We start from the raw sequence: 26,020 nt of genomic DNA on the forward strand, positions 1-26,020 counted from the left end.
ATCACCTCCTCACTGGATGATGAACGAGTTGAAGCGAACGGCTTCGATCGGACCGGCCACCGCCTGCTTGGCGTTCTCGCCCTTGGGGGGCGGGGTGCCGGTCAGGACCTGGTTGGTTCGATTGACGATCTGCGTCGCAAGATCCTCGCGTCCCTCGGGCGTAGACAGTTCCGAAGGGAGTTTGCTCGACAGCAGCAGGTTGATCTCGTGGCGGATGTCCGGCATGAAGCCTTTCAGGTTTTCGGCAATCTTGTGGTCGCTGACGCGCAGTGCCATGACGACCTGCAGGTAACGGTCCCCTTCGGCGGGGGCCAGGTTCACGACAAAAGGATCGAGCGCGACGAAGGTCGGCGGATGGCTGAGATCGACGGTTGCCACGGCCGCCGGCTTTTCGGCATGTTCCTCTTCCGTTGCATGCCCCTTCCTGAGCAGCAATACGGCGACGACGGCGGCGATCACCACGACCACGGCCACGACGGCCAGGATGATGATGACCAGCAGCTTCTTGCCGCGCTTCGGGGCGGGCGCCGAAGCCGGTGCTTCAGCTGCCGGCTGCGGGGCGGGGGCTTTTGCCATGAATTCCTCCTATTTCCACAATTCAATTATGCGCGATCCGTGCCTGCGCCGAATTGCGGAAAAGTGGGCAAGTGCGGCCCCAATTCACTCGCTATCAGGCAAAGGTGTCGACCATTCCGAGGGCCGCACGTGACCAGTGCGAAGACGTCGCCGGTCGGATCTCGTCGAGTCCCGCCACTTCGTCGCCGCTGCTCCCGCGCGAATTACCCGCGGCGGCCGCCCGATTGTCGCGTTGCGCACGCTGGTCGCTGGAAGTGCTGACGTTCGTCTGGCCGAGATTGATGCCTGCCTGTTGCATCACTTCGCGAAGACGGGGTAGGGCCTGCTCGAGTGCGTCGCGCGCTGCCGCGGTGGCTGCGACGAAATGTGCGGTCGTCTGGTCGCCGGTGATCTGGATCGAAATTTCAAGTTTACCGAGATGTGCGGGCGTAAGCACGAGTTCCGCTTTCGACTCGTTGCGGCCGACCATCCACATCACGCGATTGCCCACGTCGTCGGCCCAGGCGGCTTGGCCGGCCGGCGTGTGAACGGGCAGCTGCGGCACATGCACCGCCTCGCTACGGGCGGTCTGGGTCAGGTTTGCCAGCTGCAGGCCGAGCGTCTGGCTGTCGGCGGGGGCGAGCTGAGACTGGACTGCGGGCGTCGCAGGCGAATCCTCGGCCGGCACGCTTCGCAGCAGTTCGGTGTTCTGCACGGTCCGGCTCAGGGCGGCCGGCTCGGCCAGTTCTTTCGTCGGTACGGCAAAGCCGGTGCCGGCGCCTGCTGATCCGGCAGTTCCGCCTGCGTCTGCTGCACCGTCCTTCCCGCCAGTCGTTGTCGGCAAGTGGGTGAGGCCGTCCCGCTGCAAGGTCGCCAGCACGGTCGACAAGACATGCGAGGAGGGCGCTTGGCCGGCTGCCAGCGTTCCGGTTTGCCCGTCCGTCGTACCTGCGGCGTCCGCCTGGGGAGGGGGGGCCGCCGGAACCTGGGCGGCGAGACCTTGGAGCAGGGCGGCAAGGTTTGCCGCTGCGGTCGTATCTGCCGGCAATTGCGTCGCCGCCGGCGCTTCTGCCGGTGCTGCATCGTCGGTTGCCACAGCGACCACGTCGGTGGCTGCGACTTCAGCTGTAGCGTCGGCCGGCGACCCGTCCCTCGCCGCATCTGCCGCGGACTTGGTGTCATCAGAGGCGCTTTGCGGGGTCGAGGTCGCCGGCGCGCTGGTTTCCCGCACGGGCCTGTCCGATTCGGCTTCGCGCGGCGGGCGGCGGGCGATGCGGGGCCCTTCGTCGTGTGATTCGGCGGATTTCCGCGACTGAACCTCGTCGTTGCGGTCCGTCGGCCCCCTACGGTCAGCCTGCTCAGAAGACGTGCTTGGCGGCAGATCGCCTGTGCGGCTGGATTCGTTGCCGATCCGGCGCCCCAGCGCAGAGGCGAAATCCTGACCAGCATCCGACTCGTCGGGCGGAGCAGTCCGCTCGGCCCTGAGGCCGCGGCTGCCAGCCGATGCGTTGCTTTGCAGGAGATTACTGACTAACGGAGTTGACATCGCCAATTCCCAAAAATGGCCGGTTCATGGCGATATGTGCAAGCCGCATGCCAGCGCCGCCTTGCCGGACTCAGCTTTCGGCGGAGTCCTCGCGGTCGCGGAAGCGCTTCGCCGAATGTTCGTCGGACTGGCGCTGCTCGATGCGCGCGGCCTTCTTCGATTCGCCCTGTTCGTGACGCTTCTGCAGGGTGTCGAAGGCTTTGACCTTGTTGCGCTGGGTCATCCAGTCCTGCTGCCCGGCGGCGGTCATCTGCTTCGAACGGTCGACCTGGGTTTTCTGGATTGCGATGGCTTCGTCGATGCGGCCGATGAAGGCGCTGTAGTTCCGCCAAGCGTCCGGCGAGAGGCCGTTTCGCGCCGCTTCCTGAAAGCGCTCGGAATACTCGTCACGATAGTTCTGGAGCAGTTCGAGTTTGCGCTGGCCTTCCTGCTCGCTGGCGATGAGTTCGCCCAGGCGTCGAGCCGCTTCATCCATGCGGTTTTGCGTCAGGTCGAGGAGGGGCTTGAGCGGAAACGGAGTGGTCATCTTTTTCGATACGTATTGCCGCGAGGCTTCTTGCTGGGTCCGGCGATGTTAATCCTGTAACCGAATTTTGCGGCTCAATTTTTGTTTCAGCCGTGACTTGTCTCAGCCCGCAAGGAAAAGACTGCCGAGATGGTTCGTTGCGCGAACGTAAGTTTCCTGCTCGTCGATGCGCTGCTGCAGGAAGGCTTCGAGCTTCGGATACATCGCCACGGCCTTGTCGAGCATCGGGTCGGATCCTGCCTGGTAGGCGCCGACGGCAATCAGGTCGCGGGACCGCTGGTAGCGCGAGAACATCTGCTTGAAGCGTCTGACGAGGTCGAAATGCTCGGGCGAGACAAGGCTGTGCATCGCGCGCGAGATCGATTGCTCGATGTCGATCGCCGGGTAATGCCCCTGGTCTGCCAGCGAACGCGACAGCACGAAGTGGCCGTCGAGAATCGCGCGCGCGGAGTCGGCGATCGGATCCTGCTGGTCGTCGCCTTCGGCGAGCACGGTGTAGAAAGCGGTGATCGAGCCGCCGCCCTCGAGACCGTTGCCGGCACGTTCGACCAAGGCCGGCAGGCGCGCGAAGACGCTCGGCGGATAGCCGCGCGTCACGGGCGGCTCGCCGATCGCCAGCGCGATCTCGCGCTGCGCCATCGCATAACGCGTCAACGAATCCATGATCAGCAGCACCTGCTTGCCCTGGTCGCGGAAGTATTCCGCGATGGTCGTCGCGTAGGCTGCCCCCTGCAGGCGCATCAGCGGGCTGGTGTCGGCTGGAGCCGCGACGACGACCGAACGCTGGCGGCCTTCCGCACCGAGGTTCTGCTCGATGAACTCCTTCACTTCGCGGCCCCGTTCGCCGATCAGCCCGACCACGATCACGTCGGCCGCGGTGTAACGCGCCATCATGCCGATCAGCACCGACTTGCCGACGCCCGAACCGGCGAAGAGGCCCAGGCGCTGGCCGCGGCCGACGGTGAGGAGGGCATTGATCGCGCGGATGCCGACGTCCAGCGGCGTGTCGATCGGCGCGCGGCTGAGCGGGTTGAAGGGCCGGCTCTGCAAAGAACGCCCTTCCGTGCCGTCGAGCGGGCCAAGACCGTCGAGCGGTCGCCCGGCGCCGTCCACGACGCGGCCCAGCAGCTTGTCGCCGACGGGGAGATGTTTGGCGCGATCGGACGTGCGTCGCCGCGGCGGCGCCGACTTGCCGACCGCAATCTTGGCGGGATGAGGTTCGACAGGCAGGACCTGCGCCCCCGGGGCGAGCCCGAACACGTCGTCAGTCGGCATCAGGTAAAGCCTTTCGCCGTTGAAACCGACGACTTCCGCCTCGACCACGGCGCCGCCTGAGGCCATGATCCGGCAATCAGCGCCGAGCGGTAGTTTCAGGCCGGCGGCTTCCATGACGAGGCCGTTGATCCGGGTGAGGCGTCCCGATACTTCGAAGGGCGTGATCGAACTCACCAGCCGACGATGCTCGGTCAGGTGCTTCTTCCAGGACTCCGCGTGCGGGGCGTTCATTTGGGAGGTGTCCAGCCGGTCTCCGGGCGGCTCAGTCCTTCCAGGATGCGCCGCCAGCGCGTTTCGATCGTCGCGTCGATTTCACTGGTCGGCGCGGAAATCCTGCAGCCGCCGCGGGTCACGGTGTCGTCCTCGATCAACAGGTGATGAGGATGACCGGGCTGGTCCGCGAGGAATTCCTTCACCAGGCCGAGATCTTCCGGGTTCAGGTGGATGCGGACCTGGTTTTGCGGCAGCTGATGCAGCGCGTTGCGGACGACGTCGGTGATCGCTTCCGGGTGTTCCGCGAGGGTCTGCCGCACCATATGGCGCGCCACTTCGATCGCAAGCGCGACCACCTCGTCGGCGACCTCCTGGTCGATCTCCTTGAAGGATGCCGCGAGCGTATCGGCGAGTGACGAGATCCGGTCGGCCTGCTGTCTCGCCTGCGCCGCGCCCTCCTCAAGGCCGGCTGCAAAGCCGTCGCGGCGGGCGTCCTCGAACATCGCCTCGATGTCCGCGGCCGTCGGGAGCTGGATGGCCGGTTCGAGCGGCATGTCGGGCGCGAATTCGGGCTGAGGCGCCGCTTCCGCGACCGGGTCGGGCGGGTGGTCTTCCGTTTCTTCGGCTGCCGCCGGCGCCGTCGACCCGTCGTCGTCGAATGCCGGCGGCTCCCAGCGGCGGTAGGCGCCGACGGCCTGGTGGCGCATGGTCATCGCGGGCTCCGGCTAGGGGTGAGGGGCGGGCGGCGATCAGACGAAGGCATCATCGCTTCCCTTGCCGCTCAGCATGATCTGGCCTTCTTCCGCGAGGCGGCGGACGACCTTGAGGATTTCCTTCTGCTCGGCTTCCACTTCCGACAGTCGCACGGGGCCCTTCGATTCGAGGTCTTCGCGCAGCATCTCGGCAGCGCGCTGCGACATGTTCTTGAAGATCTTCTCGCGCAGATCCGGTGCCGCGCCCTTGAGCGCGATGACGAGCGAGTCGGACTGCACTTCGCGCAGCAGCGTCTGCACGCCCCGGTCGTCGATGTCCATGATGTTTTCGAAGACGAACATCTCGTCGAGGATCTTCTGCGCGAGGTCCGGATCGTATTCGCGGACGTTGTCGAGCACTGCGGTCTCGGCCGCCGCGCCGACGAAGTTGAGGATTTCGGCCGCATGGCGCACGCCACCCATCGAGGCCTTCTTGACGGCCGACGCACCCGACAGCATCCGACCCAGCGCTTCGTTGAGCTCCTTCAGCGCCGCAGGCTGCACGCCGTCCAGGGTCGCGATGCGCAGGATGACGTCGTTACGCAAACGGTCGGTGAACTGCTTCAGGATCTCGCCCGCCTGGTCGTACTCAAGGTGCACGAGAATCGTCGCGATGATCTGTGGGTGCTCGTTCTTGATCAGGTCCGCGGCCGTGATCGCGTCCATCCACTTCAGGCTTTCGATGCCAGCGGTATCCGAGCCCTGCAGCACGCGCGCAATGATGTGACCGGCGCGCTCGTCGCCGAGCGCCTTGGTCAGCATCGCACGGATCTGCTCCTCGTCGGCCTCGACCGGCGCGCCCTTTTCGCGATGCGCATCCAGCTCGTCCAGCACCGCTTCGACGCGCGTGCGCTGCTGCGCGGGCAGGTTCGCCATCGCCATGCCGAGCTTCTGCACTTCCTTCGGTCCGAGCAGCTTGAGCACTTCGGCCGCCTCGTCCGAGCCCAGCGCGAGGAGCAGCAGCGCGCTCTTTTCGAGTCCGTCCTCAGGCGTCGTCATTTCTTCGCCTCCTCATTGGTCCCCATCCATTCCTTGATCAGGTTGGCGATGACCTTCGGATCCGTTTTCGCGAGTTCCTTCGCCTCCGCGAGCTTGTGGTCGAAGCTGCGCTCGGCCGCCCCGGACAGGCTGACGAGCACCTCCTCCTCGCCTTCGGCTCCGGGTTCGTGGGCACCCTCCAGCCCTTCGGCTTTCGCCGGCGCCACGCTGCGGATCAGCGGGCGGATCACGCCGAAATACACGAACGCGAGCGCCACCAGGATCACCATGTACTTAAGCACTTCCTTGCCGATCTCCTGAATTTCCGGATCCTTCCAGATCGGCACGGCGGCCACGCCTTCTTCCTTCGCGGCGGCGAACTGCGCACTGGACACGTTGAGCGTATCACCGCGCTTCTGGCTGTAGCCCATCGCTTCACGCACAAGACTGGTGATGCGATTGACCTCCTCGTCGGTCAGCGCCACCTGCCGCGTCTGTCCATTTGGCAGCGTTTCGCTGCGCTGGTTCACGACGATTGCGACGGACAAGCGCTTCACCTGCCCGACGGACTGCTTGGTGTGCTGGACCGTCCGGTCGAGTTCATAGTTGATCGTTGCTGCCCGATTACCGTTGACTGCCGCTCCAGCGGCTCCCGTCCCGCCTCCGGGGACATTAGGCGACGTGATCGGGGCGGTCGCCGGCACCGGCGGCTGGTTGGTCAGTGCTCCGGGAACGCCCTGCGCCCCCGGCTCCCGGACCGACTGCTCGGACGTCTGCTGGCTGCGGATCGCCTGGTCGGGCGAGGGGTTCGGCTTGAAGGTCTCCGCCGTCTCCTCAACCTGATTGAAGTCGACATCGGCGGTAACCTGGGCCTTGAAGTTGTCGGGGCCGACGAGCGGGGTCAGGATTGTCTCGATGCGGCGGATGTAGCTGTTTTCGACCTCGCGCACGTAATTGAGCTGCGTCGCGTCCAGACCGGCGTTGCGCAGAGGGTCGGACCGGCTGGTGAGGAGATTCCCGTTCTGGTCGATGACGCTTACGCGGTCGTTCGCGAGCTGTGGCACGCTCGATGCGACGAGGTGCACAATACCGGCGACCTGAGCGGCGTCCATCGTCCGCCCAGGATGGAGATTCACCATCACCGACGCCGTCGGCTTCTGCTCGTCGCGCAGGAAACCCGACTGCTTCGGGATTGCCAGGTGCACACGTGCCGATGCGACCGACGAGATCGACTGGATCGTTCGCGCGAGCTCGCCTTCGAGCGCACGCTGGAAATTGACCTGCTCGTGGAACTGCGACACGCCGAGCTTCTGATTCTCCATCAGCTCGAAGCCGACCAGGCCGCCCTTGGGCAGCCCTTGCGCAGCCAGACGCAGTCGTATGTCGTGGACCTGGTTCGCGGGGACGAGGATCGCATTGCCGCCGGGCGAGAAGCGGTAGGGCACGTTCTGCTGCTGCAGCGTCGTCACGATATTGCCGCCGTCGCGCTCTTCGAGGTTCGAGAACAGCACTGCGTATTCGGGCTGGCGCGTCCACAGCCACACACCGACGAGCATCGCGATGGCGATCGCAATGGCTGCGGCGGCGGCGATCTTCTGTCGCTGCGTCAGCTCGTTGATACGCTGCAACAGCAGCTGGGCCGGCGTCGGTGCCGGGGCTGCGGTGTCGGCGGTAGCCATGGTCGAATCCTTGAATCAGGTCACACTTTTCCGGATGGCGGCATTGTCCTCCCGCCGCGTCAATTTGCTAGAAGGGAAAAGCGGCATTTTTTGCCGCCTATTTGCCGGTTACCATAGACGCGAACCGTCGTAATCTGCCAGCCGTCAAAACAGGTTTTCACCGGCTCGATGCCCATGTCCCCAGAACAGCCTCCGACCGAGCAGGCCTCCGGTCCCGCGCAGCGGCTCGATGCCGCGCAGCTCGCGGAGGCATTTGCGATGTTCTCGCGCGCATCCGAAGAGCTTTCGAGCGCCTACAACGCGCTGCAGGGGCAGGTCGCCCAACTCACCGAGCGGCTCACCGTGCTGCTCGGCGCCTTGCCGGCCGGTGTCGCGATGCTCGACCGCAACGGGCGCATCGTACAGTGCAATCGCGCCGCCGAGACCCTGCTCGGCGAGGGGCTCGCCGGCCAGGACTGGGATGCCTGCGCCGCCGGCCTCGTCGAGACCGAAACGCCGGGCGAGCTCACCGTCGGCAGCGAAGCGGGGGCGCGCCGCGTGTCCCTGTCGGAGGCGACGCTCGAATCCGGGGAAGGGCGCATCATCCTGCTGCATGACGTCACCGACACGCACCGCATGCGCGTGCAGGCCGAACGCAACGAACGGCTCGCCGCGATGGGCGAGATGGTCGCCGGCCTCGCGCACCAGCTGCGCACGCCGCTCGCGGCAGCCCTCTTGTACACCGGCAATCTGCGCCAGCCCGAGCTCGCGCCGGCCGATCGCACACGCATCGCCGACCGCGCCATCGAACGCCTGCGCTATCTGGAACGCCTGATTCGCGACATGCTGCTTTTTGCGCGCGGCGACAGCCTCGGGCGCCAGCGCTTTGGCATCTGCGACCTCGTCGGCGAACTCGTCCATACGCTGGAACCCTTGGCGCGCGCGCGCCAGATCGCCTTCTCTTCGGTCTGCGAATGCGGAGACGCCGCATTGCTCGGCGACCGCAAGGCGCTCGGCGGCGCGCTCACCAACCTGCTCGAAAACGCGATCCAGGCGACAGAGGCGGGCGGAGCGGTCTCGCTGACGGCGACGATCGAAGGCGAAACCGCGTGCTTTCATATCCGCGACAACGGGCGCGGCATCGAGCCGTCGCACCAGGCCCGGCTCTTCGACCCCTTCTTCACGACTCGCGCGGAAGGCACCGGCCTCGGCCTGGCGATCGCACGTGGCGTCGCCCGCGGACATGGAGGTGACATTGCCGTCGAATCCAGTCCCGGCAACGGATCGCTCTTCACGCTGAGCCTGCCGCTGCCCGAAGCCGACGAAGACGAAACCGGAAAGGATTCCAGAGCATAAGCATGATCGAACAGATCAACATTCTCGTCGTGGAAGACGACGCGGCACTGCGCGACGCGGTCTGCCTGACCCTGGAAATGGGCGGACACCGCGTCACCGGCGTCGATGGCGGCCCTTCGGCGCTTGCCGAAATCGAACAGCAGGCGTTCAACCTCGTCATTTCCGATCTGCGCATGCAGCCGATGGACGGCCTGCAACTGCTCGGCGAACTGCGCGCCCGGCTGCCGCAACTGCCGGTGCTGCTGATGACCGCCTATGGCGACGTCGACAAGGCGGTTGCCGCGATGCGCGGCGGCGCCTGCGACTTCCTGATGAAACCCTTCGAGCCGGAAGTCCTGCTCGAACACGTTCGCCGCTACGCGTCGCAGCCTCCCGGCGAAGACGACACGATTGCCGAGGACCTGCACACGCGAAATCTCCTCGGGCTCGCCGCGCGGGTCGCCGGCACCGACGCCACCGTGCTTCTGACCGGCGAATCCGGCACCGGCAAGGAAGTCTTCGCCCGCTACATCCACGCGCACTCGCCACGCAGCGATGGCCCCTTCATCGCCATCAACTGCGCCGCGATCCCCGAGAACCTCCTCGAAGCGACGCTCTTCGGCTACGAGAGGGGCGCGTTTACGGGCGCTCAGACCGCGCAGGCCGGCAAGTTCGAACAGGCGCAGGGCGGCACGATCCTGCTCGACGAAATCTCCGAAATGCCGCTCGGCCTGCAAGCCAAGCTGCTGCGCGTGCTGCAGGAACGCGAGGTCGAGCGTGTCGGCGGCAAAAAGCCGGTTGCGCTGGACATCCGCGTGCTGGCCACCAGCAACCGCGACATGGCGGGGGAGGTCGCCGCCGGGCGTTTCCGGGAAGACCTCTACTACCGTCTCAATGTCTTCCCGCTCGCCATCCCGAGCCTGCGGCAACGCCCCGGCGACATCCTCGCGCTGGCCCGACACTTCCTCGCGCAGCACGGCGAGCGTCTGCGCCGTACCGCGCGGCTCGGCGCAGACGCGGAACAGATCCTCGTCCGCCACTCCTGGCCGGGGAATGTGCGCGAACTCGAAAATACGATGCAGCGCGCGCTGATCCTCACCGCGACCGACACGATCACGGCCGAGACCGTCCGTCTCTGCCTGCCCAACTGGGTCGAATCGGCAGGGACTGCGGCAACTGCGCCTGCAAGCTCTGCCGCCTTGCCACCCGGGCCGGCGAGGATTGCCGTCGAACCGGCAGGAATTGCCGCTCCAACGCCTTCCGGCTCGGCACCTGAAGCGGCTCGCTCGGCAAACATGAAGGACCTCGAACGCGAGCACATCCTCTCCACACTGCGCAGCGTCGGCGGTTCGCGCAAGCGCGCCGTCGAGCAGCTCGGCATCTCGGAACGAACCTTGCGTTATAAGCTGCAACAGTACCGGGACGAGGGCTTCGAAGTGTGAAGCCGGCATTGCCGCGCGACCCTTGCGCGGACGTCAGATTTTCCCTCATGGCATGACGATTGCTCTGCTAGACTGAGAGCTACGGTCACTCGGTCGTAGAGGTCGAGATTATGGATACGCGAGGAATCAACCAGATGATCGGCGAGCTGCGCTCCACCGCGCAGGCTGCCGCAAGCAAGCCGGCTGCGCAGGGCGCGCAGGCGGCGGGCGGTGTCGATTTTGCCGAAGTGCTGCAGGGCGCCTTGAAGGACGTCAGCGCCGCGCAGCAGGAAGCGCGCGGCATGGCGCAGGACTTCTCCGCGGGCGATCCCAACGTCAATCTGCAGGACGTGATGGTCAATCTGCAGAAGGCGAACCTGTCGTTCCAGCAGATGGTCCAGGTGCGGAACCGCCTTGTGTCAGCCTACCAGGACATCATGAACATGCCGGTCTGAAACCGGCCTGCAACTCCGTTATTTCCCCGCAGGGGGCTGAGTAAATCCGCCGGCAGCGTGCTATAGTCGGCGGAATTTTTATGGCAAACGGGTGGGAAACCCCCGGACGCAAAGCCGCGGACCCTTCCCCTGATCGCTCAGGGCGGGTGGCCAGGTTGCCTGCCCCTTCGTTTCACGCATCGGCAATCCATCCCATCGTCCGTCGTGCTATGCGCACACTTGGACGGAACGGGAATGGCACTTCCATCGTGGACGAACCAGCAAATCATCGACCAACTCGTGTCCGGCCAGAGCTGGTCCGGCACCACGATCACCTACGCGGTTCCGACAACGTCCAGCGCAATCTACGGCTCCTCGGAAGGTACGGGCTTCCAAGGCCTCGATGCGACCGAGCAGGCTTACGCCGAACTGGCCCTGACCGCGTGGAATGACCTGATCGCCGTGAATTTCGCCCGCACGACGAGTTCCGCGTCGAACATCGAGTTCGGGATGAGCAGCACCGGCGTCGATTACGCCCAGACCTACTTCCCGACCACGGGTAGCGTCTGGTTCAACGTCACCGAGAGCACGCTCACCTCACCCGAAATCGGCAAGTACGGCTTCGAGACCTATGTGCATGAGATCGGCCATTCGCTGGGCCTGGATCACATGGGCAATTACAACGGATCGGGTTACTGGACCCCGTCGAGCTACCAGGACAGCACCGTCTACTCCGTGATGTCGTATTTCGGGCCCTCAATGGGAACCGGATCCGACGCCGGCGAAGGGCTCGTGGCGTGGGCGGACTGGGTCGGCGCCGATGGCAGGACCTACTCGCCGCAGACGCCGATGCTCAACGACGTCATGGCGATCCAGACGATCTACGGCGCGGACACGACGACGCGTACCGGTGACACGACGTATGGCTTCGGCTCCAACGTGGTCGGGCCGATGGCTGCGATATTCGATTTCTCGATCAACCAGCACCCGATCCTCACGATCTACGATGCTGGCGGCAACGATACGCTGGATCTCAGCGGCTGGACGACCGACAGCGTCGTCAATCTGGCGCCGGGATCGTACTCGTCGTGCAACGACATGACGTACAACATCGCGATCGCGTACTCGACCAATATCGAGAATGCGGTGTGCGGCGCCGGCGCCGATGCCGTCGCGGGCAACAGCCTCGCGAACGATCTGAATGGCGGCGCGGGCAACGACAGCCTTTACGGCCTCGACGGGAACGACGAGCTGAGCGGGGGCGCCGGAAACGACTACATCGACGGAGGCGCCGGGAGCGACTGGGCCTTCTTCTCGGGCTCCATCTCGAGCTACACGGTCACCTACAATTCGGGCAGCCAGAGTTTCACCTTTTCGAGCGATCTGACCGGCGTGGACACCATCGTCGGAGTCGAGTATTTCGCGTTCGCCGGGGATGTGACGCGGTCCGCCAGCGACTTCACGGGGCAGGCGGGTGTGCAAGCGCCGGTTGTTTCGCTGGCGAGCGATGTCGCGTCGCAGTTCGAGGGCGACGGCGGAGCGGCGGTCTATACCTTCACGGCAAGTCTTAGCGCCGCCGCCGATACGACACAGATGGTGGCCTGGAGCGTCGCCGGGTACGGCGCCGATTCGGCCGATGGTGCGGATTTCAGCGGCGCCACGAGCGGGACCTTGACCTTCGCGCCGGGAGAGACGCAACACACGTTCACGGTCTCGGTAGCGGGCGACCTGACGGTCGAGGGTGACGAGTCCTTTGCTGTCACGCTTTCGGCGCCGTCTTCGGGCTTGCAGCTGGGTGACGCGACGATCAGTGCAGTCGTCCTCAACGACGATGTGGCGATCCAGTCCGACGACTATCCGATGGACATCAGTACGACGGGCAATGTGGACGTGAATGGGACGGCCCAGGCCGGAGTCATCGAGACGGTGAATGACGGCGATCTCTTTGGCGTCAGCGTTGTGGCGGGTACCACCTACGTCTTCTCCCTCGAGCGGACGAGCGGCAATCTCGACCCCTTCCTGGAGTTGCGCGGCTCGAACGGGGTGCTGCTTGCCTATAACGACGATGCACACGGGAGCCTCAATTCCGAGATCCGCTATACGGCGATCCAGAGCGGCACCTTGTACCTCGCCGCCTTTGATGCGGTCGACGGCACCGGCAGCTACGCGCTCGAGGCGACGACACTGCCGGGCGTGACGGTGAATGGCGACGACGCCGCTAACAAGCTCGTCGGAACGACAGGCGACGATCTGATCTACGGGTTGGGTGGTGCGGACACGCTCACGGGCGGCAGCGGCAACGACTGGCTGGACGGCGGCAGTGGGGCCGACAAGCTCTACGGCGGAGCCGGGGACGACTCCTACGTCGTGGGCGACGCGGGGGACAAGGTGACCGAGTTGCTCGGCGCCGGCGTGGACCAGGTGGTGTCGTCGGTTTCCTACACGCTCAAGAACAACATCGAGGACCTGACCCTGGTCGGTACTGCGAACACGAATGGCACTGGCAATGCGCTCGCAAACGTCCTCACCGGCAACGACGGAGACAATCTGCTGGTCGGCGGGCGGGGGCTGGACACCTTCCGCGGTGGCCTGGGTAACGATACCTTCGTGCTCGATCAGGCTGGCGAGCTTGAAAACGTCTGGGAGGTGGTTGCCGGCGGTACGGATGCCGTGCAGATCGCGTATTCCAACACGTCGAAGCTGTTGGCGATGTCGGTCGATCTGCGTGGTGGGTCTCTTTGGGCGATCGAGAATGTCACGGTCACGGGCAAGGGGCTGTTCGACGTGTACGGTAACGAACTCGACAACGTGCTGAGCGGCAACGCGTCGTCCAACCGCCTCGAAGGCGGAGATGGCAACGACCACCTGGACGGCAAGGCGGGTGTCGACGTGCTGGTGGGCGGCGGCGGCACGGACGTCCTGACCGGCGGTGCGGGCAAGGATACCTTCGATTTCAACAGTCTTTCGGAAATGGGCGTCACCAGCTCGACCTGGGACGTGATCACGGACTTCAAGACCAGGTCCGACCGGATCGATCTTTCTGCCCTTGATGCGAATTCGGCGACGGCCGGAGACGATGCGTTCAGCGTCGCCATCCTTGGGGTCGATGCCGCCTTCACGTCGGCCGGCCAGCTGAAGTTCGCGGGAGGCGTGCTTTACGGCAACACCGATGCGGATTCGGACGCGGAGTTTGCGATCCAGCTGACGAACCTTGCGTCCCTGTCGGCGTCGGATCTCATTCTCTGATCGCGACGCGGCCACTCATGTTCGCAGCGAGCGCTCCAGTCTGAACATGTAGCGCTGGATCCGGGCCATCATCTGCCGCGAAAGCCCGAAGAATTCACAGCCGGCACGTGTGACCGTGCCGCTGCCGGGCTTTTCCACGGTGTAGAGGTTGCGCACTTTCAGCCCCACTTCCAGCGCTTCGTTGTCCGGAAGCTCAAGGTGGCAGCGGTTGAATTCCATACCGGGCAGGAAGGGGAGTTCGTCAGGCGGCACGACGATCGCAAGTCCGCCTCCGCTGATGTCGAGGATGCGAAGCTTGACCGTCTTCTTCCGGCCGTCCGGGAGCGAATGGCTAATCGAACACGTCACCGGCTCCGACTGCGGGGTCGGGAGTCGGAAAAATTCCCGCCGCTGCAGCCGCAGGATGCTTTCCGGCAGCGCTGCACGCAGAGCGGGACGATGGTCGTAAGTGTCCGGCGCGGCGGCCTCGACCGTGAACTGGATGTTCACCTTTTCAAGCCGCGTCGTGCAGACCAGCTGAGCGGCATTCGCGGCCAGAGCGCTCTTCGCCTCGTCAGCCGGCGCATCAAGGACCAGCGCGTTGCCGTCGGAGGAAATCGCCAGAACCTTGGTAACGAACCACGGGCCGGCGTCGATGTAGGTCGTGACCGGTTCGCGCCGGCTGACCAGTGCGTTCAGAAGCTGCAGGATCTCCCGCCGGTCATGGATGGCATAACGGGCAAAGGCACCGGGGTCCAGGGGCGGGTGCGGAATGCTGCGATCGGCGGGCGCGCTCATGCGAAAGGTCGCGAATCAAAAAATAACCTTTATAGCACGGATGGCCGGGGCGGCGGGCCTGCGAGCTGGGCCGCCTGGCCGCCTTGTTCGACCTTGTAGATCCACGCCAGCAGTTCTGCCACCGCGACGTAGAGCTGGGGCGGAATGCGCGCGTCGAGATCGACCTGCATGAGCAGTCCGACGAGTTCGGGCGATTCATGGACGAAGACGCCGGCCTCGCGTGCCCGTTCGATGATCTCGCGCGCGATCAGGCCGCGGCCCTTGGCGACGACCCGCGGAGCGGCGTCGCCCTTGCTGTAGGTGAGTGCGACCGCCTCGCCGCGCTTTTCGGCGGCCGATTCATTACCCTTCATGACGTCGCTCCGCGACAAAGCCGGTCAAGGGAACGTTGGCCGCGGCCAGTGCGGCGTCGAGCTGCGCGCGCGCGCCGTCGAGGGCGGCGACGGTTTCGCTGTCGTCTGCGAGCAGGCGCATCGCAACACCGGCCGGCGTCAGGACGAGCCGGGCTTCGAGTCCGCCGAGGCGGGGAAGCGTCAGCCGCAAGGTGGTCTTCCACTCGTTGGGCAAGTCTTCCCCGACAGCCCCCTCACGTTCACGCCGCGGATCCTCGACTTCCCATTCCATGCGCTGACCGGGCCAGACCTGACCGTGCCAGACATAGGTTTGTGTCGCCATGCCATCGAGCTGCTGGTGAATCACTGGCATCAGCCGTTCGGGCACCGCCGCCGCGCGGGCCGCCGTGTTGCCTCCGTTCGCTGCATCGGTACGGAGTGCCGAGTCGGCGGCGTCGAGTGGCGCCGACGATGCAGGGGAAAGCTGGTCGACGTCACCGCCAAGCTGATCGGTCTCTCGCAGAGGCGTTGCCCCGCTGCGGGTGTAGGGTTCGCCTGTGCGGCTCACGGCCCCCGTGGTTTCACGGCCTTCCAAGGTCTCGCCTGGGGGCAGAGGTAGCGCGGCGGCGAGGGCGCCGGGGCGCGGCATCGCGAGGCCGTCTGCGGCGCTCGAGGCGCCCGTTTGGCCAGGCGCCGCCGTTTGCGCGGGTACAGGCTGCTGGCCCTGGGGTTCCTGGAGCAGCGCGACGGTCGGGAGTTTTCCCGAAATCCATTGCAGTTGATGCGACTCGTAGAAAAGTCCGCTTTCGGAAACGGCCTGCTTGAGAACGGGCGCCAGCGTTTCGCCTCCCGCCACGGGCGGTGCGTCGAGCAAGGGTTGGCCGCCGGCAAGTTCGGTCGGCTTCGCCGTAGGTTGGCCGGTCAGCAGGAAGCCGATCAGTCGGCCCACGGCACTCAAATTCGGGCGGGCTTCGGCCGCACTCTCGTTCACGGCTGGGCCAGGCGGTGTGACGAGCTGGGCGAAGACGGTGTTCGGGGTATTCTTGGTGACGACGAGTTCGACGGTGTCGCCCGCACTGGCGGCGCTGTTGAGCGCGAGGGTGTAAGTCTTCCCCGCGATGATCGCCTGGAAGGTGCCATCCGGCAGGCTGCGTTGCAGGGCGGCCGTGTAGCGCTCGCCCGCCTGCAGGGCCGGAAGGTCGGACTGGATCGCCCGGACGCGCGCCGACCCTTGCAGCGGCGCCGGTTCGCTGTCGAAGAAGCTCGCTTCGGCGAGCATGCGGAGGCGGGCGGCGAGATCGGAAGGGATCATGTCTGCTGGGCCTCGGCCGACGTCACCCCGCGCGCATCAGCGGCGCGCCGGGCGGGTCAGGGTTCGAAGGCGCCGTAAGCGGCGCGCACCGCGCGGTCCCGGACACCGACCGAAAGCAGTTTGCGGGTGCTCTCAAGCCACGGTTCGACGTGAGTCCGGATTTCGCGGTCGTTTTCGAGCATCTGGCTCAGAAGCTCGGCCTTGTGTCGGATGTCCTCGGGACTGAGCGATGCGGCTGCCGGATCTTGCTGGGCGTCAAGCCGCATCGCCTCATGTCGCAGGCGGGCCATCTCCTCTTCGAGCGCAGCGAGCTGCTCCCATGCGTTGGCGCGAGCTGCTTCGACCATGCCAACGGAGAGGGCGTGCATCGATTCGAACAGCGGGAGCGTGCTCATGGTGTGCCTCAGGCGGCTTCGGTCGCCATCGCGTTGGGGGCGATGCCTGCCCACGCTTCACGCAACGTGTTCAGGAGTCCGGTGACCTCGTCCAGTGCCGGCCGGCTGTTGTACAGATTGGCGTAGAGCAGCCGCTCGCCCATGTATTCGTACAGCGCCGCCAAGCGTGCCGCCAATTCGCCGCCGGCTTCTTGGTCGAGGCTCGCGCGCAGGCCGTTCAGGATAATTTCGATGGCCTTGGAGATCGCTTCGCCTTTGGCCGCGATGTCCTTCATGTCCATCGACGCGCCGGCCGTCGCAATCGACATCAGCGCGCCATCGAAGAGCATCAGGATCAGCTTGTGCGGGTCGGCGGTCATCACCGACGTTTCGATCCCCACCTTTGCATAGGCATCGGCACGACTTTGGAATTTTCCGAACATTCGAATGTTCCTCGGTGTTTCTTAACGGTTTGCACTCAGGGAAGCGAGTTGCTGCGTGAGGTACTGGCTGGTGGCATTCATGCTCGACATCGTTGTGTCCAGTGCCGTGAATTGAGCCTGAAGTCGTGATTCGATCTTGGTCATCCGCACCTCGAGCGAGTCCTTGCGATCATTCAGCCGGCGGATCGTGGCGTTGATGCCATCGGTGCGGTTGCTCAGCAGGCCGCCGGTTCCGAGCATGGACTTGGACATCGAGACGATATCCGCTGCGACGCCCGAGGTGCCAGCAGCGTCGCCGAAGATTGCGCTGACGTCCTTGGTCGGATCCGACAGCGCGGTGTCGAGCTTGCTGGAATCGAGTTTCAGCGAGCCGTCGGCCTGGAAGCTGATGCCGACGTCGGCGAGGCGTGAAAAGCCGCTCGAAAGTCCGGAAACGCTCTCGTTGATCACCGAGCGCATGCGCGAGGCGACAGTGCGCACGGTCGAATCCCCGTTCAAGGCCCCAGCGGTCTTCGTGTTGGCGTCGAAGGCCGTTTGAGTCTTGATCATCGAATTCAGATCGTTGTAGGCCTTGACGAAGGCTTGGATATTACTCTTCACCGTATCCTGGTCCGACGCGACCGTCAGTGTCGTCGTGCTGCCGAGATTGGTCTTGGTGAGATTCAGCGTGACACCGGGAATGGCGTCGGAAACGGTGTTGGTCGAGCGGGTGATGGCAATGCCGTCGATTTCGAGCTGGGCGTCTTGTGACTGGATCTTCTGTTCCATCGCACCGGTATTGGCGACGGGATCGTAATCGAGACCGGTGATGCCCGACATCCGGATCGTGTTTGCCGTTCCCGAGTTGTTCGACGTGATCACGAGCCGAGCGGGTGAGGCCGATCCGTCGTTCACGATGGTCGCCGTGACGCCCTTCTTTGCGGCATTGATGGCGTTCCGCACGCCCTCGAGGGTGTTATTCGTGCCGTCGACGGTGATGGACAGCGTCTTGCTCGCATCGGCCGTGTAGGTGCCGCCCGCGCCACCGGTGAGCTGGCCAAGCTCGATGGTCAGGGTCCCGGTGTTCACTGTCGCTGAGTTGCTTGCGAAACCGGCCGACGCCAGTTTATGAGCCTGGGCGAGGTACTTGACTTGTACGGCGTAGCTTCCGGCGGTCGCGGTCGTGCCCGCGGCGGCGCTGAACAGCGTGGAGTCGGCGACGGTGGCCTTGAATGCGGAAAACTTGTCGGTCTTGCTGAGTGCTTCGGCTGCGGTTTGAAGCGCTGACAGGCCTCCCTTCAGCTGGCCTAGGGCCGATAGCTTCGACTGGAAGGAACTGACCTGTTTCGTGAGCGCCGTGATCGGTTGACGCTCGATCGACATGAGCTGGGAAATGATCGAGGCGGTATCCAGTCCTGAGCCAATTCCGCCGGCGGAGATCGTAGCCATGTCTTTGCTCCAGAATGATCAGGCCGTCTGCCGCAGCAGCAGACCTTGCAACTTGTCGAGTGCCTTGGCAATGGAAAGCACTTCCTCGCTCGGAATTTGCCGGATGGTCTCGTTGGTGCTTGAGTCGACGACCTTGACCACGGTTCTTCCCGAGTCTTCGTCGATAGAGAAAAGCAAATTGCTTGCCTGCGCTTCGACGACCTTCTGAACCTTCTTGACGGCATCTTCGACGTCAGTCTTGGTTATGGATGTCGGAGCCTGCGCCGACACGACGTTTGCCGACGCGGCCTGGGCCCCTGCGGCGCTTGTCGATTCGGGGGTAGCCCCGGTGGCGACACCACTTTGTGCGAGCGGGCGCGGCTGATATTGGGCGACAGGCAGCATTGAACCTGGTGGGCCGGCGCTTGCAAGGGATTCGATTGCCATAATGGAACCTCCAGCGTTCATTCTAGCGCAAAAGGCTGGAGTGCCCTTCGGACACTCCAGCCCTCGATGTTACGGTGTTGAAGTGTCCGCGTTATCCGCGCAGCAGCGTCAGCACGTTGTTCGGCATCGAGTTCGCCTGGGCGAGCATCGCGGTACCGGCTTGTTGCAGGATCTGACCGCGGGTCATGTTCGCGGTTTCCTGGGCGAAGTCCGCATCGACGATCCGTCCGCGGGCGGCGGCGATGTTTTCCGACGAAACCTGAAGGTTCTGCACGACGGACTGGAAGCGGTTCTGCACAGCGCCCCAGTTCGCACGGGCGGTATTGACCTTGTCGAGGGCGCTGTCGATCGCCACCAGCTCGGCGCTGGCGCCGGCGAGACCGCCGGAGATCGAGCCGCTGACACCGGTCAGTGCGCCGGAGACGCTGACCTGGCTCGCCGAAACCGTGATGCTGTCGTTGGTCGCGGTGCCCGCGCCGACCTGGAACTTCGTGTCGGCGGTGATGTTCAAGGTGTTGATGCCGTTGAACTGGGTGCCGCTGAGCACGCGGTTGACTTCGGACTTCAGCTGTTGGTATTCGGTGTCGAGGTTCGCCGCGTCGCTGCCGGTGCCGGTGGTGATCGTGCCGTTCATCGCCTGCACGGCCAGTTCGCGCATCCGCTGCAGGTTGTCGGTGATCGATTGCATCGCGCCTTCAGCGGTCTGCGCCATCGAGATGCCGTCGTTCGCGTTGCGGATTGCGACGTTGAAGCCGCGCACCTGGGCATTCATGCGCTCGGAAATCGCGAGACCTGCCGCATCGTCCTTTGCGCTATTGATACGCAGGCCTGAAGACAGGCGCTGCACTGACGTGGCCAGCATGCTTTGCGAGGTGGACAAGTTCCGCTGAGCATTCAGGGACATCGTATTGGTGTTGATTGTTGCAGCCATGATGGCCTCCGTCTTTCAATGGTTTAGGTTGTTCGGGGCAGGGGCTTTGCGGTCACCGTGTCGTGCCTTGCAGCTCTGCTCAAGTGTGATAACGGGCCATCCTCAGAAAACTTTAGATAAATTTTCTTGCGGGCTGAGTGTTGCAACCGACACTCATTACTGCAAAAGGAAACGGGGTGGGCGGTGCAGCCTCGAAGGCCGCGCCGTCCACCCCGTGACGGGTGTGAGGCAGATCGGTGATCAGCCGCCGCGCAAGAGCGTCAGCACGTTGTTCGGGATCGAGTTCGCCTGGGCAAGCATCGCCGTGCCGGCCTGCTGCAGGATTTGGCCGCGCGTCATGTTCGCGGTTTCCTGCGCGAAGTCGGCGTCGATGATCCGGCCGCGCGCCGCGCCGATGTTTTCCGACGAGACCTGGAGGTTCTGGATCACCGATTGGAAGCGGTTCTGGACCGCGCCCCAGTTCGCACGGGCGGTATTGACCTTGTCGAGCGCGGCGTCGATCGCGACCACCTGGGCGCTGGCGCCAGCGAAACCACCGGAGACGCTGCCGGTGACGCCGGTCAATGCGCCGGACAGGCTGATCTGGCTGGCGGACACGGTGATGCTGTCATTGGCGCCGGTGCCGGCACCGACCTGGAACTTGGTATCAGCGGTGACATTCAATGCGGGTTGGCCATTGAACGTGGTGCCGCTCATGACGCGATTGATTTCAGACTGCAATTGCTGATATTCGGTATCGAGATTCGCCGCGTCGCTGCCGGCGCCGGTGGTGACGGTGCCGTTCATTGCCTGAATTGCCAATTCGCGCATGCGCTGCAGGTTATCGGTAATTGCCTGCATTGCACCTTCGGCCGTTTGAGCCATTGAAATGCCGTCATTGGCATTCCGAATTGCCACGTTAAAGCCGCGCACCTGCGCATTCATGCGTTCCGAGATTGCGAGGCCCGCAGCGTCATCCTTGGCGCTATTGACCCGAAGACCCGAAGACAGTCTTTGGATGGCCGTCGCGAGTCCCGCTTGAGACGAGCTCAAATTCCGCTGCGCGTTGAGCGATATTTGATTGGTGTTAATCGTGGCAGCCATGATGTCCTCCTTGACTTGGTTTCAATTGGCTATGTCCTGGTACTGCTCCACAGCAAAGAGAATGCCAGCGTTTGAAAAGGCTTGATCTGTGGAAATGAAGACCAAAAAAGGGTCAATTCGTTCGGAAGGCGCGACGGCGGCGGCAAGGTTTGCAGGCCGGAGGATGTTTTTGCCGGTTGGTCGGCAAATATGGTTGCGCGGTCGAGCGCAGGTTCGGAATTGTGGTGTGCCAGGGGACGAGAACGATGCGGGATGCGGGATCCGGCATCCAGCATCGTTCTCGGGAGACAACTCCGGATGGTCGGAGTCCGAAGGAGGGCTCGACGCCCGGCTTACTTTGCCTTCACGAGGGCGTCGAGCCAGTCCGGCAGGCGCTTTTCGAGGATGAAGTCGTTTTCCACCCATTGCCTCAGTTGCTGGCCTTGGGCGCGGGCGGCATCGCGGTCCGACAATATTTCCCGAATGGCGTTGATCCACGCTTTCGCGCGATTCGGAACGCGGGTGGCCGGTGCATCTTGGTAGGGATAGATGTCGGTGCAGACGACGGGCCAGCCCATTGCCCCATACTCGAGCAGCCTGAGGTTGCTCTTGGCTTCGTTGAAGGGGTTCTGGTCGAGCGGCGCGATCGCCAGGTCGAGATTGAGCGTCGACATCTTGTAGGCGTACGCGGAGAGTCCGTGCGTCCAGCCGTGGGCCTCTTTGACGAAGGGGCGGATTTCAGGCGGACACATGCCCATGAAGATCCAGTCGACTTCGTCGGCGAGTTCTTCGACGACGGGGAAGATATGCTCCAGGTCGCCGTAGTGCTGCTGGGCCCCGATCCAGCCGACGCGCGGTTTTTCGCCCGGCGCGTGCACCGGCTCCAGCTTGCCCCAGATGTCCCATTCGAGGCAGTTGGGCATGACGACGACGTCGTCGATGAGGGGGCGGCAGAGTTCGGCGAGCGGTTCGGTGCTGACCACGGCGCGGTCGCACAGATCCAGGCAGGCCCTGAGGCGCGGCCGGACGTCGATCGAGCGCTGGCGGTACCGTGGATGCTTGGCGGGCAGGAGCGAGATCAGGTCGTCCAGTCCCGTGACGCGCAGGATGTTGGGGCGGTATTTCCTGTAGCGCTCTAATGCTTCGAGGTGCAGCGGCGTAATGGCTTGATGCATGACGATGACATCGGGTTCGGCGCGGACGAGTTCGGTCAGCGACGGGATGCGGATCTGGTGCCCGACCGGCTCGATCACGCAGGTCTGGGCGAGTCCGGCCTGGGAGAGGGCGCGGAAGGGGGCGATGACGCGATATTCGCCTGAACCGCCCGTCAGCGGAAAGCCCAGGAGTCTGCGCCGTTCGTGGAAATTGACGTCCCACGGAACGGTGAATTGGGCGTCCGGCTGGTAGGGCGTACTCAGGCTCAGGTTGCGGTTGTAGAAGGGGTCGTTTGCCAGCGTCGGGAGCCACTTGCGCAGCAGATTCTCGTTTTCCTGCTCGCGTGCCGCCAGTTGCGTAAAGCGCGCGTTGCCGCTCGGCGCGACGTGTCGCGAGCCTGAGTTGTAATGGGCGACGGTCGCATATGGGGTCCAGACGATCCAGTGCTTGGTGTCGCGCAGGCGCAGGCAGAAGTCGAGGATCGCGTAGTCCTGCGGGTAGTCCTTCTCGTCGAAGCCCGCCAGTTCATGGAAGAGCTTGGCGCGAACCATGAAGCAGGCGGGCGATACCGCGGAGACGTTCCGATCGACGGTTGCAAGGCCCTGGTAGCCCGGTTCGTCCGGTTCCAGCAGGTTGTCCCAGGCCGGGGCGGCGGAGCCGCCGAGTCCGAGAACCTGTCCGGTATCCCGGATCCTTCCGCTTCCCGGGTAACCGAGGCGGGGAGCGGCTATGCCCACTTCGGGACGCGTCGCGATGTTCAGCAGGCGGTCGATCCAGTCTTCCTGCAGGATCACCGTGTCGTCGTCGAGGAAGACGAGGTAGTCGCCCTTGGCTGCCTTGGCCGCCGCGTTGTAGCGCGCCGCGAGGTTCGGCAGCTGCGACAAGTCGAGGATCGTGACCGGAAACTTCGTCGGGCCGGCGGCGAGGCTGGCGAGAAGCGAAGTGGAGTCCGGATCGGTATTCCCCCCGTCGATGAGCAGGATTTCGAGATTCGAATAAATGCTGAGCGACTGGATGCTGTCGAGGCAGGGTGCCAGGAATTCGGCTTTGTTGGTGCTCAGGATGACGATCGAAACCTTGGGCTCGTCGTTCGGCGTATAGAGGACACGACGAGTCGCGAAGCCATGGCCGTCCACGATCCTCGCGGTGACGCCGCAGCGCGCGAGATGGTTTGCGAGCGCGGTACGCTCCGATTCGACCGCGATCTCGCGCATGGAGAGGGCGGGCGAGTGATAGACGACCTCCGCAATGTGGCCAATCGTCGACACGCCGAAATTGTCGAGGATGCGCAGGGCGATGTCGTAGACTTCCGCGCCCCTGTCCTCGCCGAGACCTCCGGCTTGCAGGAGGGCCTGTCGCCGCACGATGCACAGACTGCCCAGGTAATGCATCGAGCGCAGCAGATCGAGATTGAGGTCGGGCTTGAAGCGCGGAGTCGTCAGTTCGCCGTTCGGATTGACCACGTCGTCGTCGGAATAGACGAAGAGCCAGGACGGGTGCGTGGCAATGTAATCGCCGTAGACGAGCAGCGCGTGGGGCTCGAGGCGGACGCCGGGTTCGAGGACAGCGATCCAGTCCGAATCGGTCTGTTTGAAGGCGCGCTGCATCGCGGCCGTCACTTGATCGGCACTATCGACGGTGACCCATTGGATATGGGGCAGGTTCAGGAATTCCGGATCCGGCGCCGCGAAGGGGGCGACAATGGTGAATTGCCAATCCTGATAGAGCTGGCAGTCGAGCGCGTCGAGCGTGTCGGCGAGGAGCGATTCCTCCCCCGCCCGCAATTCGAGGGCGAAATGAAACCGGGGCCGCGACGGCCATTTGCGCATCATGCGTTCGGCAAAAAGCTCGGCGTCGATTTCGCGGACGATCTTATTCGAACGCCATTGCTCGTAGTTCGATCCCTCGATATTGGGCGCGGCAAAACGCCAGCGACGCCAATGCGAGAAGACCGATTCCGGTTCGCTGATATGCACGTTTTCCGGACGTGGGCGAATCGTTAGTTGCTGCGTTTGGCGGATGAAATTCGAGAGCTGCTGGGGAAAGCGATTCGCGAGATCGATATATTGCGTCCGGATCTGGCCGACGGTTTCCCGCGCCTGATGGAGCGCATCTTCGTTGTCGTCGAATGCGAGACCCTGATCGCCGTACGCGAAGAATCCCCCCGGGTGAGGACGTTGGCCCGGCGCCTGAACGTAGACGACGGGGCAGCCGCAGAGGGCCGCTTCGAGCGCGAGATTGGATTCGCCGAAGCAATAGAGTCGGTCCGCCTGGCGCAGCACCTTGACCAATTCGTCCTGGGTCGCGGGATGGCTGCGCGTGATCTCTTCGCATTGCGAGAGCAGGCCGGCGTACAGCTTGTGGGCGTCCGGGAAGCCGCCGGTGTAGGCGAGAACCCGCGGGCGCTCACCAGTCGCGCCATCGGAAGAAAAGCGATAGCGGTCGACAATGGGGACGAAGAGGAGCTGATCTTCAGTGGCGTCGGCGGGGAGCAGATCGGGCGCCGCCGCAAACAGGAGTTCGCCAGGAACGGCCTCCAGCGCCGCGCGGACCGCGTATCGAACCACGCTTTCCCCGGCGAGCGGGTTGCCGGCGACGTCGTCGGCATAGACGTGGATCGGGACGACCCCGGCCGAGCGGTGCTGTTCCTCGATGGCGAGGGTCAATGGCGGGGTGCGCAGTTCGGGCGCGGTTCGACCGCAAACCATGTAGGCTTCGGCGCCCGCCAGATTGAGGGCGTGACAGAGCTGATGCATGGCCCGCACGCGGCTGTCGACGCGGGTGTAGTCGTCGGCGACGATGTAGTAGGGGCGGCGGCGGTCGAACAGCGGCAAATCTTCGGTCCGCGCTTTCACCGATGACGATGCCACCGGCAGGCCAGTGCCGGTGAGAGATGCAGCCTTCGAGTTGCGGGCCTGCTCTTGGGTGAATTCGACAAATGCTTCGAGCTGGGTCCAGAACTTCTCTTCGAGCGCCTCGTAGACCTTCGCAACCTCGCCGACGCTGCGGCGTGCTTCATCCAGCGCCTGCTCGTCGTTGGAACGCGCGAGCCCGACGTTGAAGCCGAGTTGTCCGCCGAACGGTTTGTCGAGATCGATGAAAGGGCTCGGGAGCAGCACGACGGGGCAGCCGCAAAGTCGTGCTTCGAGGTGCAGCGTGGTGTTCTCGAAGCAGTAGAGACGTTCGCTGCGTCGGAAGAGGTCGGCGAGCTCAGGGTGGGTGGCCGGGAATTCCTTTGTGATAACCGTGCAATTGTCGGCCAGATCCTTCCAGATCTTTTTGCCTTCCTCGTAGCGGCCGAAATAGATGCAGGCGCCGTGACGGTCGTTGTCGAAGGGATTATCGAAGTTGTTGAAGATCGACGCGTCGGTCGTGGGCAGGAAGAGCAGTCCGTTGCAGCGATCCAGATGCTGCGCGAGTTCGTCGGTATGAACGTAAAAGAGGTCCGAGTCGCGATAGGCGGGGCGTTGGCCGAGCAATCCCGGAACGTTCAGGATATATCGGACGACGACCGGGCAATCGAGCGGATTTTCGGCGATCACTTCGGGGTAGACCGCGATCGGCCTGAGCCCCGCTGCTTCGTGTTCGCGGCGGACGCTCATGGTCAATAAGGGCGTATTGAGCGAGGGGTCGGTTTCGGGACAAGTGATCCAGGCTTCCTCGCCTGCGAGATTCAGCGCGTGGCACAGCCGGTGCATGACGCGGATGCCCGCCGAGGCGCGGGAATAATTCGGGGCCGTGATGTAATAAGGTTGGCGGCGCTCGCGATACAGCTTTTTGAATGAATTCGGCATCGGCGGTCAGGGCGGAGGAGGGGCCGCCAGGATGCGGCCCGTGAGGG

At 64.2% G+C, this 26,020-nt stretch carries 21 protein-coding genes and 1 riboswitch; of the genes, 4 read left to right on the top strand and 17 right to left on the bottom strand.

The window, feature by feature from the left end:
• Positions 1–9: 9 nt before the first annotated feature.
• The 7 genes from VJ673_RS13345 to fliF all read right to left on the bottom strand — a co-directional run bounded on the left by VJ673_RS13345 (position 10) and on the right by fliF (position 7,524).
• Entirely contained in the window at positions 10–576 is a 567-nt protein-coding gene (locus tag VJ673_RS13345; protein WP_324126603.1) for a flagellar basal body-associated FliL family protein, read from the bottom strand.
• Positions 577–670: 94 nt separating this feature from the next.
• Positions 671–1,786 carry a flagellar hook-length control protein FliK gene (locus VJ673_RS13350; RefSeq protein WP_324126604.1) on the bottom strand — a complete coding sequence of 372 codons (1,116 nt, stop codon included), beginning with the start codon at positions 1,784–1,786 and terminating at the stop codon, positions 671–673.
• Positions 1,787–2,171: 385 nt separating this feature from the next.
• Positions 2,172–2,627 carry a flagellar export protein FliJ gene (fliJ, locus tag VJ673_RS13355; RefSeq protein WP_324126605.1) on the bottom strand — a complete coding sequence of 152 codons (456 nt, stop codon included), beginning with the start codon at positions 2,625–2,627 and terminating at the stop codon, positions 2,172–2,174.
• A 102-nt stretch (positions 2,628–2,729) separates the two neighbouring features.
• A complete protein-coding gene (fliI, locus tag VJ673_RS13360; protein ID WP_324126606.1) occupies positions 2,730–4,133 on the bottom strand; it encodes a flagellar protein export ATPase FliI in 1,404 nt (467 codons plus the stop codon).
• Complete coding sequence (locus VJ673_RS13365) at positions 4,130–4,828, bottom strand: flagellar assembly protein FliH (protein WP_324126607.1); 699 nt, start codon at positions 4,826–4,828, stop codon at positions 4,130–4,132. Before VJ673_RS13365 ends, fliI begins: the two co-directional genes overlap by 4 nt.
• A gap of 36 nt (positions 4,829–4,864) precedes the next feature.
• Complete coding sequence (gene fliG, locus VJ673_RS13370; protein WP_324126608.1) at positions 4,865–5,866, bottom strand: flagellar motor switch protein FliG; 1,002 nt, start codon at positions 5,864–5,866, stop codon at positions 4,865–4,867.
• Positions 5,863–7,524, bottom strand: coding sequence for a flagellar basal-body MS-ring/collar protein FliF (gene fliF, locus VJ673_RS13375; protein WP_324126609.1), 1,662 nt, complete (start codon positions 7,522–7,524; stop codon positions 5,863–5,865). The genes fliG and fliF overlap by 4 nt, the downstream gene beginning before the upstream one ends.
• 174 nt (positions 7,525–7,698) lie before the next feature.
• Here fliF and VJ673_RS13380 point away from each other — a divergent pair, with 174 nt between their 5' ends.
• The 4 genes from VJ673_RS13380 to VJ673_RS13395 all read left to right on the top strand — a co-directional run bounded on the left by VJ673_RS13380 (position 7,699) and on the right by VJ673_RS13395 (position 13,939).
• The gene (locus tag VJ673_RS13380; RefSeq protein ID WP_414635655.1) at positions 7,699–8,859 is read left to right on the top strand and encodes a sensor histidine kinase; all 1,161 of its coding nucleotides are present in this window, start codon (positions 7,699–7,701) and stop codon (positions 8,857–8,859) included.
• Between the two features lie 2 nt (positions 8,860–8,861).
• Positions 8,862–10,280 carry a sigma-54-dependent transcriptional regulator gene (locus VJ673_RS13385; protein WP_324126611.1) on the top strand — a complete coding sequence of 473 codons (1,419 nt, stop codon included), beginning with the start codon at positions 8,862–8,864 and terminating at the stop codon, positions 10,278–10,280.
• Positions 10,281–10,390: 110 nt separating this feature from the next.
• Positions 10,391–10,714 carry a flagellar hook-basal body complex protein FliE gene (gene fliE, locus VJ673_RS13390; RefSeq protein WP_324126612.1) on the top strand — a complete coding sequence of 108 codons (324 nt, stop codon included), beginning with the start codon at positions 10,391–10,393 and terminating at the stop codon, positions 10,712–10,714.
• 72 nt (positions 10,715–10,786) lie between these two features.
• A riboswitch (cyclic di-GMP riboswitch) is annotated at positions 10,787–10,877 on the top strand.
• A 71-nt stretch (positions 10,878–10,948) separates the two neighbouring features.
• Positions 10,949–13,939 (top strand): M10 family metallopeptidase C-terminal domain-containing protein, encoded by a 2,991-nt coding sequence (locus tag VJ673_RS13395; protein ID WP_324126613.1) that lies wholly within the window; start codon positions 10,949–10,951, stop codon positions 13,937–13,939.
• Positions 13,940–13,954: 15 nt separating this feature from the next.
• Here VJ673_RS13395 and VJ673_RS13400 read toward each other — a convergent pair whose 3' ends face one another.
• The 10 genes from VJ673_RS13400 to VJ673_RS13445 form a co-directional block, all read right to left on the bottom strand.
• Positions 13,955–14,716 carry a flagellar brake protein gene (locus VJ673_RS13400; RefSeq protein ID WP_324126614.1) on the bottom strand — a complete coding sequence of 254 codons (762 nt, stop codon included), beginning with the start codon at positions 14,714–14,716 and terminating at the stop codon, positions 13,955–13,957.
• 29 nt (positions 14,717–14,745) lie between these two features.
• The gene (locus VJ673_RS13405; protein ID WP_324126615.1) at positions 14,746–15,069 is read right to left on the bottom strand and encodes an EscU/YscU/HrcU family type III secretion system export apparatus switch protein; all 324 of its coding nucleotides are present in this window, start codon (positions 15,067–15,069) and stop codon (positions 14,746–14,748) included.
• Positions 15,059–16,360, bottom strand: a complete 1,302-nt coding sequence (gene fliK, locus VJ673_RS13410) for a flagellar hook-length control protein FliK (RefSeq protein WP_324126616.1) — start codon at positions 16,358–16,360, stop codon at positions 15,059–15,061. The genes VJ673_RS13405 and fliK overlap by 11 nt, the downstream gene beginning before the upstream one ends.
• A 56-nt stretch (positions 16,361–16,416) precedes the next feature.
• Positions 16,417–16,755, bottom strand: a complete 339-nt coding sequence (locus VJ673_RS13415; protein ID WP_324126617.1) for a flagellar protein FliT — start codon at positions 16,753–16,755, stop codon at positions 16,417–16,419.
• 8 nt (positions 16,756–16,763) lie between these two features.
• Positions 16,764–17,177 (bottom strand): flagellar export chaperone FliS, encoded by a 414-nt coding sequence (fliS, locus tag VJ673_RS13420; protein WP_324126618.1) that lies wholly within the window; start codon positions 17,175–17,177, stop codon positions 16,764–16,766.
• Between the two features lie 21 nt (positions 17,178–17,198).
• Positions 17,199–18,605: a flagellar filament capping protein FliD gene (fliD, locus tag VJ673_RS13425; protein ID WP_324126619.1), complete on the bottom strand. Its 1,407-nt coding sequence runs from the start codon at positions 18,603–18,605 to the stop codon at positions 17,199–17,201.
• Positions 18,606–18,623: 18 nt separating this feature from the next.
• Positions 18,624–19,031 carry a flagellar protein FlaG gene (locus VJ673_RS13430; RefSeq protein WP_324126620.1) on the bottom strand — a complete coding sequence of 136 codons (408 nt, stop codon included), beginning with the start codon at positions 19,029–19,031 and terminating at the stop codon, positions 18,624–18,626.
• 91 nt (positions 19,032–19,122) lie between these two features.
• Complete coding sequence (locus VJ673_RS13435; protein WP_324126621.1) at positions 19,123–19,962, bottom strand: flagellin N-terminal helical domain-containing protein; 840 nt, start codon at positions 19,960–19,962, stop codon at positions 19,123–19,125.
• Between the two features lie 240 nt (positions 19,963–20,202).
• The gene (locus VJ673_RS13440) at positions 20,203–21,045 is read right to left on the bottom strand and encodes a flagellin N-terminal helical domain-containing protein (RefSeq protein WP_324126622.1); all 843 of its coding nucleotides are present in this window, start codon (positions 21,043–21,045) and stop codon (positions 20,203–20,205) included.
• Positions 21,046–21,377: 332 nt separating this feature from the next.
• Positions 21,378–25,973, bottom strand: coding sequence for a glycosyltransferase (locus VJ673_RS13445; RefSeq protein WP_324126623.1), 4,596 nt, complete (start codon positions 25,971–25,973; stop codon positions 21,378–21,380).
• Between the last annotated feature and the right edge of the window lie 47 nt (positions 25,974–26,020).

Source organism: Aromatoleum sp., assembly GCF_035254505.1.
Taxonomy (GTDB): Bacteria; Pseudomonadota; Gammaproteobacteria; order Burkholderiales; family Rhodocyclaceae; genus Aromatoleum.